Annotated in this window: 10 protein-coding genes; all 10 read left to right on the top strand. The window is 70.8% G+C overall.

Going from position 1 to position 11,371, the window contains the following annotated elements; translation table 11 throughout:
* Positions 1-1,277: MFS transporter (locus tag V7Q31_RS08655; RefSeq protein WP_333833295.1), on the top strand; the 1,277-nt coding region annotated here is incomplete at its 5' end.
* 88 nt (positions 1,278-1,365) lie between these two features.
* Entirely contained in the window at positions 1,366-2,916 is a 1,551-nt protein-coding gene (locus V7Q31_RS08650; RefSeq protein WP_333833294.1) for an ATP-binding protein, read from the top strand.
* 100 nt (positions 2,917-3,016) lie between these two features.
* Positions 3,017-3,481: a YcgN family cysteine cluster protein gene (locus V7Q31_RS08645; RefSeq protein WP_333833293.1), complete on the top strand. Its 465-nt coding sequence runs from the start codon at positions 3,017-3,019 to the stop codon at positions 3,479-3,481.
* A 38-nt stretch (positions 3,482-3,519) separates the two neighbouring features.
* Positions 3,520-4,599: a threonine aldolase family protein gene (locus tag V7Q31_RS08640; protein ID WP_333833292.1), complete on the top strand. Its 1,080-nt coding sequence runs from the start codon at positions 3,520-3,522 to the stop codon at positions 4,597-4,599.
* Positions 4,600-4,719: 120 nt separating this feature from the next.
* On the top strand, positions 4,720-5,628 hold the full coding sequence (locus tag V7Q31_RS08635) for a DMT family transporter (protein ID WP_333833291.1): 909 nt from the start codon (positions 4,720-4,722) through the stop codon (positions 5,626-5,628).
* Positions 5,629-5,699: 71 nt separating this feature from the next.
* Positions 5,700-6,902, top strand: a complete 1,203-nt coding sequence (locus tag V7Q31_RS08630; RefSeq protein ID WP_333833290.1) for a pyridoxal phosphate-dependent aminotransferase — start codon at positions 5,700-5,702, stop codon at positions 6,900-6,902.
* Positions 6,903-7,033: 131 nt separating this feature from the next.
* Positions 7,034-7,942: a lysophospholipid acyltransferase family protein gene (locus tag V7Q31_RS08625; protein WP_333833289.1), complete on the top strand. Its 909-nt coding sequence runs from the start codon at positions 7,034-7,036 to the stop codon at positions 7,940-7,942.
* 76 nt (positions 7,943-8,018) lie between these two features.
* Positions 8,019-9,470, top strand: coding sequence for an NAD-dependent succinate-semialdehyde dehydrogenase (locus tag V7Q31_RS08620; protein ID WP_333833288.1), 1,452 nt, complete (start codon positions 8,019-8,021; stop codon positions 9,468-9,470).
* 5 nt (positions 9,471-9,475) lie between these two features.
* Positions 9,476-10,501 carry an N-acetyl-gamma-glutamyl-phosphate reductase gene (argC, locus tag V7Q31_RS08615; RefSeq protein WP_333833297.1) on the top strand — a complete coding sequence of 342 codons (1,026 nt, stop codon included), beginning with the start codon at positions 9,476-9,478 and terminating at the stop codon, positions 10,499-10,501.
* A complete protein-coding gene (locus V7Q31_RS08610; RefSeq protein ID WP_333833287.1) occupies positions 10,498-11,361 on the top strand; it encodes a YihY/virulence factor BrkB family protein in 864 nt (287 codons plus the stop codon). Before argC ends, V7Q31_RS08610 begins: the two co-directional genes overlap by 4 nt.
* Positions 11,362-11,371: the final 10 nt, after the last annotated feature.

The following is an 11,371-nucleotide window of genomic DNA, read 5'->3' as shown; positions in this document are numbered from 1 at the left end:
TGCAGTTCCTCGGCGCCTTCAACGACCAGACCTATCAGAAGGCGTTCGTCGCGCTTCTGACCTACCGCCTCGCCGACCAGACCGGCATGCCGCTCGAGCTGCTCGGCGTCATCGCCTCGGGGCTGTTCATCCTGCCTTTCGCCATCGTCACCCCGACCGCCGGCCAGATCGCCGACCGCGTCGACAAGGCGAAGATGCTGCGCTGGGTGAAGTTCTCCGAAATCGTCGTGATGTGTTTCGCGGTGGTGGGTTTCCACCTCCAGAACATCGTCTTCCTCTATGTCGTGCTGTTCTTCATGGGGGCGCAATCGGCGATGTTCGCGCCGATCAAATATTCGGTGCTGCCGCAATATTTGAAGCGGGAGGAGTTGGTGGGCGGCAACGGGCTTGTGCAGGCCTTCACGTTCCTAGCCATCATCTTCGGCGCCATCGCGGGGAACGAGCTGATCCTGAACGATTTCGGCGTGACGGTGGTGTCGGTGTTCGTGATGGCGGTGGCGGTCGCGGGGTTCGTCGCCTCGCTCTACGCCCTGCCGGCGCCGCCGCTGGGCGAGGCCGAACCCGTCGATCCGTTGTTTCCGCGCGCGATCTGGCGGCTGATCGCGCGCTCGCGCGCGGAGAAGCCCGCCTTCCGCGCGATCCTCGCCATCGCGTGGTTCTGGTTTCTCGGCGCCACCTTCCTGTCGCTGCTGCCGGCCTATGCGCGCGACCAGCTCGGCGCCGACGAAGGCGTGCTGACCGTGTTGCTGACCGGGTTCTCCGTCGGCGTGGCGCTCGGCGCGCTGGCCTCCGAGCGGCTGAGCGGTGGGCGGATCGGCGTCGCGGTCCCGCCGGTCGGCGCGCTCGGCATCGCGGCGCTGGGCGCGGAGCTGTGGCTGGCGACCGCCGCGGCGCCCGTCCCGCCGCCGGGCGCGCTGTTCGATCGGGCGGCGTTCTTCTCCACCGCCGCCGGATGGCGCATCCTTCTCGACTTCGCGCTGCTGGCGGCCTTCGCCGGGCTTTACGTCACGCCGCTGAACGCGGTGCTTCAGGCGGCGAGCCCGGAGGCGCGCCGGGCCCGTTTCATCGCCTGCTCCAACGTCGTGGACGCCGCCTGCATGGTCGGCTCGGCGGCGCTGGTCGCGCTCTTCGTCGCCTTGGGCCTGCGCGCCATCGATGTGCTGGCGCTGTTCTCGCTCAGCGCCTTGCCCATGGCCGTGGCTGTGGCGCGATACGCCCCGGACACGCGACTCGGTCGGATTGCGCTGAGCGCATTCCCGCGCTCGCCTTCCGATTGAAGGAGTGTTTATGATCGCGCGCTATGGGTGAAGCGGCGCATACGGATCGTCAGGCGATGCGCGCAGCCTCTCGACGGGACCGCTAGACGTGACGGAGACAGCTCTTTCCTCGCTTCGGCTGCTCGCCGAAGGACCGCTCGCCGCGATCATGTGGCGGCGGGAGGCGGGCTGGCGCGTCGTCGAGGTCACCGACAACGTGTCGCGCATCGTCGGCTACAGCGCCGAGCAACTGCGGTCCGGCGACGTCGAATACGCCGACATCATCCACGAGCAGGACAATCCGGGCGTGTTCGAGCGCATCGGCATCGCCTCGACCGGGGGCGAGACCGAGATCGTGCTCGACTATCGCATCGTGACCCGCGACGGCGAGACGCGCCGCATCCTCGACCGCACGCGGATCGAGCGCGACGCCGACGGCGAGCCCTGCGCCTTCGTCAGCTACCTGCTCGACATGACGGACGCGCCCGCCCCGCCGCAGGCCGCCGAGCAGATCGCCCATCTCAGCCACGAGATCCGCAATCCGCTCTCCGGCATGCTCGGCCTGACCGAAGCGCTCGCCGAGGCTCAGCTGCCGCCCGAGCAGCGCGAGACGGTGCTGGCGCTGCGCGAGGCGGGCGGGTCGCTGATGCAGCTCGTCAACAATGTGCTGGACCTGTCGAAGATCGAAGCCGGCAAGATGACGCTCGACGTCAGCGACTTCCGCCTCGGAGAACTCTGCACCGCCGCCGAGAAGCTGTTCGCCCGCCGCGCCTCGGCCAACAATGTGACGATCGCGACGCAGGGACAGGCGATGGACATCAGCCTGCGCGGCGATGCGGGCCGTCTGCGCCAGATCGTCTACAACCTCGTCGGCAATGCGGTGAAGTTCACCCGCGAAGGCCGCATCGACATCGCCTGGCGCTGCGGCGCGCCCGACGCCGAAGGCGGGATGCTCGCCCAGATCACCGTCACGGACACCGGCGTGGGCATGGACCGCGAGACGCTCGCCCATATCTTCGAGAGCTACCGGCAGGCCAGCGCCACGACCGCGGCGGAGTTCGGCGGCACCGGGTTGGGGCTTGCGATCTCGCGTCAGCTCGCCACGCTAATGGGCGGACGGCTCTGGGCCGAAAGCGCGCCGGGCGAGGGCTCGTCCTTCCACTTCGAGGCGCGCTTCCAGGCGTCCGCCGACGCGCAATCCGACCTCGCCGCGCTGCGCCGCGAGGAGGCCAACGCCGCCGCCCGCGCGACCATCGCCGCGCGCGCGCCGCATCTGCTCGCCGCCGAGGATGCGATGGCGAATCAGCGGGTGCTTCAGCTGCTGCTCGCCCCGGTGAGCGCGACCGTCGCCATCGCGCGCGACGGGCGCGAGGCGGTCGAGATGTTCGAGGCGGGGCGCTTCGACGCCGTGCTGATGGACAGCCGCATGCCGCGCCTCGGCGGCGTCGAGGCGACCGCCGAGCTGCGCCGCATCGAGCGCGAGCAGGGCCGCGTCCGGACCCCGATCCTCGCGCTCACCGCCGAGACCCAGGCGCGCACGCTCGAGGCGTTCCTCGCCGCCGGTGCCGACGCTGTGATGCCCAAGCCCTTCGATCCGCAGCGGCTCTACCGAACGCTCGCCGCGCTTCTCGAAGGCGAGACATTCGGCGGAGCGGATTGAACCGAACGCAGCGCCCTCGGGCGGTTTCGCCGCGGCGCGATCTGGTCTAGCGTCACGCTGCGGCGGCGATCTCGGAAGACCGCCCTCGGAGACCGATCGCGTGACCCGGCGACCCCCCTCTCTCGAGCCCGGATACTGGCGGCGAAAGCCGCTCGACCAGCTGAGTCGGGCGGAATGGGAGGCGCTGTGCGACGGCTGCGGCAAGTGCTGCCTGATCAAGCTCGAAGACCCCGACGACGGCCGCCTCGCCTATACGCGGATCGCCTGCCGCTTGTTCGACCCGGAGACCTGCCGCTGCGGCCAGTACGACCACCGCGCCACGCTGGTGCCGACCTGCGTGCGCCTGACCCCCGACAGCCTCCGCGCCGTCGCAGAGTGGATGCCGCGCAGCTGCGCCTATCGCCTCGTGCTCGAAGGGCGCGACCTGCCCGACTGGCATCCGCTGCGCAGCGGCGACCCCGACAGCGTCCATGCCGCGGGAAAATCCGTGCGCGGATGGACCGTGCCGGAATACGAAGTCGACGAAGAGGATTTCGAGGACCACGTCCTGCCCGGATATCTCTGAGCGACGCGGCCATCTCCGAAGGAAAGGCGCCCGGCGGCATGCAATTCTCCAGCGACAACGTCTCTCCCTGCGCGCCCGAGCTGATGGAGGCCGTTCGCGCGGCGAATGCGGGGACGGCGCGCCCCTACGGCGCCGATCCCGCGACGCATCGGCTGGAGGCGCGCGTCGCGGAAGTGTTCGAACGGCCGGCCAAGGTGCATCTGGTCGCCACCGGCACCGCGGCGAACGCGCTGGCGCTGGGCTGCCTGTGCCCGCCCTGGGCGAGCGTGTTCTGCCATCGCAACGCCCATGTCGAGGAGGACGAATGCGGCGCGCCGGAATTCTTCACCGGCGGCGCCAAGCTCACGCTCGTCGGCGGCCCGCATGCGAAGATCGACCTCTCCGAACTCGACCGCGCGCTGCGCTTCGCGGCGCGGGCGGGCGTGCACAACGCGCAGAAGGGCGCGCTGTCGCTCACCCAGGCGACGGAGGCCGGCGCGGTCTATGCGCCGGAGGACGTCGCGGCGCTCGCCGCGCGGGCGCGCGCCGAGGGGCTGCCGGTGCATATGGACGGCACGCGCTTCGCCAACGCCGTGGCCCGGCTCGGCTGCGCTCCCGCCGATCTGAGCTGGCGGGCCGGCGTCGACATGCTGTGCCTCGGCGCGACCAAGAACGGCGCGATGGCGGCGGAGGCGGTGATCTTGTTCGACGAGTCGAAATCCTGGGAGTTCGAGCTGCGCCGCAAGCGGGGCGGGCATCTGCACTCCAAGATGCGCTTCATGGCGGCGCAGATGGAGGCGTATCTGACCGACGGCCTATGGCTGTGGCTCGGCGCGCATGCCAACGCGATGGCCGACCGGCTCGCGGCGGGGCTGCGCGGCCTCGGCGCGGTGGAGATCCTCCATCCGGTCGACGCCAACATGATCTTCGCGCGCTTCTCGCGCGCGGGCCACCGCGCGCTGCGTGCGGCGGGGGCGGAATACTACCTCTGGCCGTTCGACCAGTCGCTCGACGGACCGGGCGAGGAGATGCTGTCCTGCCGCCTCGTCTGCTCATGGTCGACGACCGAGGCGGAAGTCGACGCCTTCGTCGGCGCGCTCGCGGGCGGCCTCGCCGCGGCGCAGCCGGCGCGCGCCTGAGCGGCGCGCCGCGACGGGGCCGCTGGAGACGCCGGCTCAAGGGGCGCAGGATCCGGGTGGCGCGGCGGGGCCTTCCTGCGCCAGATGCCTCCGACCGCTCCTGTCGCCGAGGCTCCGAAAATGTCCGCACCCGCCGCGCTGTCGCCGCGCGCCGCCGCCGAACTCGGCTTGCTGGCTCTGATCTGGGGCGGCTCGTTCTTCTCGATCGCCGTCGCGCTGCGCGAGATCGGCCCGCTGACGGCGGTGCTGCACCGGGTCTTCTGGGCCGCGCTGCTGCTCTGGGCGGTCGCGCTGGCGCGCGGCGCGACGATCCCGCGCGCGCCGAAGCTCTGGGGCGCCTTCGCCGTCATGGGGCTCCTGAACAACGTCGCGCCGTTCTCGCTGATGGCCTGGGGGCAGACGCAGATCGAGACCGGGCTGGTCTCGATCCTCAACGCCTCCACCGCGATCTTCGCGGCGCTTGTCGCCGCGGCGCTCCTGCCTTCGGAGCGGCTGACGGCGCGCCGCGCCCTCGGCGTCGCGCTGGGCTTTTCCGGGGTCGTCGCGATGATCGGGGCCGAGGCGCTGGGCGGGGTCGACCTGCGCAGCCTCGCGCAGGGCGCGGTGGCGCTCGGCGCGCTGTCCTACGCCTTCGCCTCGGTCTGGGCGAAGCTGCGGCTCGGCGGCGTCGCGCCGGAAGTCGCGGCGGCGGGGATGCTCACCTGCTCCGCCGCAATCATGGTCGGGCCGGTCCTCGCGCTGGAGGGGGCGCCGAGCCTCGCGCTCTCGGCGCAGAGCTGGGCTGCGATCGGCTGGTTCGCGGCGGTGGGCACGGCGGGGGCCTATCTGCTCTATTTCCGCGTTCTGGCGATGGCGGGCGCGGCCAATCTGATGCTGGTCACGCTGTTGATCCCGCCGGTCGCCATCGCGCTTGGCGCGGCGTTTCTGGGCGAGCGGGTGGGGCCGGAGGCGGCGCTCGGCTACGCGCTGCTCGCGCTCGGGCTCGCGGTGATCGACGGGCGGGCCTTGGGGCGGCGCCGCGTCGCCTGAGCGGCGGACCGCTTGCGGCGCGCGCGGCGCGGCGCTACCGACGCGCGTCCCTCCCGCCGAAGGTCCGCGCCATGCCGTTCCTGTCCGACGCCGTCTCCCGCCTCGCGCCTTCGGCGACCGTGGCGATCACCCAGAAGGCGCGCGAGCTGGCGGCGCAGGGGCGCGACGTGATCTCGCTCTCCGCCGGCGAGCCCGACTTCGACACGCCCGAGCACATCCGCGAAGCCGCCAAACAGGCGATCGACCGCGGCGCCACCCGCTACACCGCGCCGGACGGCATCCCCGAGCTGAAAGCCGCCATCTCGCGGAAATTCCAGCGCGAGAACGGGGTCGACTACGACCCGCGCGAGATTATGGTCTCGACTGGCGGCAAGCAGGTGATCTTCAACGCGCTGCTCGCCACGCTCGGCCCGGGCGACGAGGCGGTGATCCCGGCGCCCTACTGGGTCAGCTATCCCGACATCGTCCGCCTCTCGGGCGCCGCCCCGGTGATCGCGCCGACGCAGGCCGCGGACGGCTTCCGGCTGACCCCGGACGCGCTCGAGGCCGCGCTCTCGCCCCGGACGAAATGGCTGATCCTCAACTCCCCGGGCAATCCCACGGGGACTGTCCTGTCGGAGGCCGATCTCGCCGGGCTGGCCGAGGTGCTGCGCCGCCATCCCCATGTCTGGACGCTGTGCGACGACATCTACGAGCACATCGCCCATCCGCCCGCCCGCTTCGCGACGCTCGCCGCCGTCGCGCCCGAACTGCGCGACCGCGTGCTGACGGTGAACGGCGTCTCCAAGGCCTATGCGATGACCGGCTGGCGGATAGGCTATTGCGGCGGGCCGGTCGCGCTGGTGGACGCGATGCGCAAGCTGCAGGGGCAGAGCACCACCAACCCCTGCTCGATCAGCCAGTGGGCGGCGCTGGCGGCGCTGGACGGTCCGCAGGACTACCTTTCGGACGCGCGCGCGGCCTTCGCGCGCCGGCGCGATCTGATCGTCGCGGGGCTGAACGGCGCGGCGGGGCTGTCCTGCCCGACGCCCGACGGGGCGTTCTATGTTCTGCCCTCTTGCGCCGGCGCGCTTGCTCGGGTCGCGCCGTCGGGGCGGGCGATGGCCGACGACGCGGCGTTCTGCGCGGAGCTGCTCGACGCCGAAGGCGTGGCCGCGACCCCGGGCTCGGCCTTCGGGGCGGAGGGGCGTTTCCGGCTGTCCTATGCGGCGTCGGATGCGACGCTCGCCGAGGCCTGCGCCCGCATCCGGCGCTTCTGCGCGACGCTGCGCTGAGGCGCGGGCGCTCCCGGCGGTTGGCTTCGCACAGCGCGAGGGGCGCGGGGCTTGCGACCCAGAGCCTGCTTGGCGCCGCGACGGCCTGCGATTATGTGACGGTCTCTGAAATCTGGGCCGCTGAGAGGATCATGCCCGACCGACCCCGCGACCCGGCTCAGGCCGCCTCCGACCGCTCCCGCGAGACTGCGGCGGCGGCGCGCGAAATCAGCTACGCCCACAGCGCCCGCACGCGGGCGGGGAAACTCGTAATCCGCGGCATCGAGAACGTCACCGGGCGGCCCCGGCTGATCCGCATGGCCGAGGGCTACGACCGCGAAGTCGAGCAGGGGCGCGATTTCTGGGAGGTGATGGCCGAGCGCTACCGTCTGCGGCTGAGCGTGACGCCCGAGGCGCTGGCGCGCATCCCGCGCGAGGGGCCCGTGGTGGTGGTGGCCAACCACCCTTTCGGCATTCTCGACGGTCTGGCGATGGGGCGCATCCTGTCGATGGCGCGGGGCCGCTTCAAGATCATGGCGCATCGCGTGTTCCACCGCGCTCCCGATCTGCGCGACGTGATCCTGCCGATCAGCTTCGACGAGGACCGGGCGGGGCTCGAGGAGAACCTCCGCACCCGCCGCGACGCTCTGGGCTGGTTGGCGCAGGGCGGCTGCGTCGGCGTGTTCCCCGGCGGCACCGTCTCGACCAGCGCGCGGCTTTTCGGTCGGGCGATGGACCCCGCATGGCGGACTTTCACCGCCAAGATGATCCAGCGCTCGGGCGCGCAGGTGGTCCCGGTGTTCTTCGACGGCCAGAACAGCCGGCTGTTCCAACTCGCCAGCCACATCGCCCCGACCCTGCGCGTCGCGTTGCTGATCCAGGAATTCGACCGCCATGTCGGCGGCGAGGTGTCTGTTCAGATCGGCGCGCCGCTGCCGCAGAGCGAGATCGAGCGTTTCCGCGGCGACGCCAAGGGGCTGATGGACCATCTGCGCATCGCGACATATCGCCTGTCGCCCAAGCCGCTGAGCGATTACGCCTACGGCCATGATTTCGGCTGAGAAATCCGCGCCTCTGGACTGAGCGGCCGTTTCCTGCGACCTCTGCGCCCCAAGCAACCTCAGGGGGAGTCGCGTCATGGGCTGGACGGATCATCTGCACGAGCGCTGCATGATCGGCGGGCTGTGGGTCGAGGCCGACGGCGGCGAGACCATCGCGGTGAACGACCCCTCCACCGGCGAGGTCCTCGGCTCCGTCCCGAAGATGGGCCGGGCCGAGACGGCGCGCGCCATCGACGCGGCGCAGGCCGCCTTCGGGGAATGGTCGGCGATGACCGCGGCCGAGCGCTGCGCGCTGATGTTGAAGCTGCATCAGGCGCTGATGGACCATCAGGCCGATCTCGGGGAACTCCTGTGCCGCGAGATGGGCAAGCCGCTGGCCGAGGCCCGCGGCGAGATCGCCTATGGCGCGGCCTTCGTCCGCTGGTTCGCCGAAGAGGGCCGGCGCATCTATGGCGATGCGATCCCCTCGCCCTGGCGCGACAAGCGCATCCTCGCCACGCAAGCCCCCGTGGGCGTGGTCGGCGCGATCACGCCGTGGAACTTCCCCAACGCGATGATCGCCCGCAAGCTCGGCGCGGCGCTCGGCGCGGGTTGCGCGATGGTCTGCAAGCCGGCTTCGGCCACGCCTTTCTCGGCGCTGGCGGTGGCGGCGCTGGTCGAGGAGGCGGGGTTGCCCAAGGGCGTGTTCAACGTGGTGACGGGCTCGGCTTCGGCGATCGCGGCGGAGATGTGCGAGAACCCGAAGCTGCGCAAGATCACCTTCACCGGCTCGACCGAGATCGGCAAGGAGCTCGCCAGCAACGCCACGCGCCACATGAAGCGCGTGTCGATGGAGCTGGGCGGCAACGCGCCCTTCATCGTGTTCGACGACGCCGATCTGGATGCGGCCGTCGCCGGCGCCATGGCCTCGAAATACCGCAATTCCGGCCAGACCTGCGTCTGCGCCAACCGCATCCTCGTGCAATCCGGAGTGCACGACGCCTTCGCGGCGAAGCTCGCCCGCGCGGCGGAAGGGCTGAAAGTCGGGCGCGGTTATGACGAGGGGGTCACGCAGGGCCCGCTGATCGACGCCGCCGCGCTCGAGAAAGTCGAGGAGCACGTGGCCGACATGCTGGCCAAGGGCGGCGAGATCGTCACCGGCGGCGCGCGCGTGGGCAATCAGGGCACGTTCTTCCAGCCCACCGTGGTCAAGAACGCCACGACCGACATGAAGCCCTTCCGGGAGGAGACCTTCGGCCCGCTCGCGCCGCTTTTCCGCTTCGAGACGGAGGAAGAGGCGGTCGCGATGGCCAACGACACGCCCTACGGGCTCGCCTGCTACTTCTACACCCGCGAATTGGGCCGCGCCTTCCGCGTGATGGAGCGGCTGCAATTCGGCATGGTGGGCGTGAACGAGGGGATCATCTCGACCGAGGTCGCGCCCTTCGGCGGCGTCAAGGACAGCGGAATGGGCACGGAAGGCTCGAAATACGGGCTCGACGATTACCTCGTGCGCAAATACGCGCTTATCGGCGGGCTCGGGTTCTGAGGCGGATCATGGCGGATGTGGCGATACTCGGGGCGAGCGGCTACACCGGCGCGGAGCTGGTGCGGCTGATCGCGACCCATCCCGGCATGCGGGTGGCGGCGCTCGCGGCGGATCGGCGGGCGGGGGCGGCGATGGCGAAGGTGTTCCCGCATCTCGCCCATCTCGACCTGCCGACGCTCTGCCGTATCGAGGACATCGACTTCTCGAAGATCGACATGGCCTTCTGCGCGTTGCCTCATGCGACGACGCAGGAAGTCGTCTCGGTGCTGCCGCGCGATCTGAAGATCGTCGATCTGTCGGCGGATTTCCGGCTGAACGATCCCGCGGCCTATGCGCAATGGTATGGCCGCCCGCATGGCGCGCTGGAGCTTCAGGCCGAGGCGGTCTACGGCCTCACCGAGTTCTACCGTGAGGCGCTCCGCTCGGCCCGGCTGATCGCGGGCACCGGGTGCAACGCGGCCTCGGGCATGTTTCCGGTTCTGCCGCTGCTCGCCGAGCGCCTCATCGACCCCGACGAGATCGTCATGACGCTCGGCGCGGGCGTCTCCGGGGCGGGCAGGGCGGCGAAGGAGGCGATGCTGCACGCCGAGGTCTCGGAGGGCTTCTCCGCCTATTCGGTCAGTGGCCACAGGCACATGGCGGAGTTTTCTCAGGAGTTCTCGAAAGTCGCGGGCCGGCCTGTCGAGGTGTCCTTCATGCCGCATCTGGCGCCGATGAACCGGGGCATCCTCACCACAATCCATGTCCGCGGCGACGCGCCGGCCCTGCATGCCGCTCTCGCCGCGCGCTACGCCGACGAACCTTTCGTCCACGTGACGCCGTTCGGGACCGCCCCGCACACCCGCCATGTGCGCGGCTCGAACTTCGCGCATGTCGGCGTCGTCGCCGACCGCCGTCCGGGCAGGTCTTATCTGTTCTGCGCGCTCGACAATCTGGTGAAGGGCTCGTCGGGGCAGGCGGTGCAGAACGCCAATCTCGCGCTGGGGCTGCCGGAGACCGAGGGGCTGATGGCGGCGCCGCTGTTCCCGTGAAGCGGCTCTGGCGCCGCCTCCGCGCGCTCTGGCGCGTCTCGGCCTCGGCGCTCGCGCGCTACGACGCCGAGGACGGCGCAGCGATGGCCGGCTATGTCGCCTATTCGACCTTTCTGGCGGTGTTCCCATTCGCGATCTTCGCCACCGCTCTGCTCGGCGCGCTCGTCACCGACCAGATGCGCGAGGAGTGGATGGCGGCGCTGTTCGAACTCGCGCCGGAGCATGTCGCGCTGACGCTCGAACCGGTGATCGACAACGTGACGCGCGACCGGGGCGGGGCGCTGATCACCGTCTCTGCGGCGGGGGCGCTGTGGGCCGCGTCGAACGCCATCGAGTCGATCCGCGTCGCCTTCGACCGCGCCTACGGCATCGGCGACGCGCGCGGTTTTCTGGCGCGCCGCGCGCTGGCGCTCGCCTTCGTGCTGCTGGCGGTCGCGACTTTCGCGCTGTTGGCCGTGCTCGTGATCGCCGCGCCGCTGGCGCTCGCGCTGGTCGAGACGCATCTGGGCGTCGCGACGCCCTACGGGCTCGGCTTGGTCCGCTATGCGGTGGGGCTGGCGGTGTTCGCGGGGTTTCTGGCGCTGCTGCATCTGGCGCTGCCCTCGCGCCCGCCATCGTCTCGCCGCATTGCGCCCGGCATTGTCGTGACGGTCGCGCTGTGGGCGGCGGGTGCGTGGGCTTTTTCGGTCTATCTGAGCCTCGCGCCGTCCTTCTCGCTGACCTACGGGGCTTTCGCGGGCGTCATAGTGACGCTGCTCTTCTTCTATCTGACGGGGGCGGCTATCATCCTCGGCGCGGCGGTGAATGCGACGCTGTTGGCGTTTCGACACGCGCGCTTGGCGGAGACCACCGCCTCCTGAAACCGGAGAC

It is taken from the genome of Rubrimonas sp. (assembly GCF_036788415.1).
Taxonomy (GTDB): domain Bacteria; phylum Pseudomonadota; class Alphaproteobacteria; order Rhodobacterales; family Rhodobacteraceae; genus Rubrimonas.
This window is presented reverse-complemented; position numbering and strand designations above follow the sequence as displayed.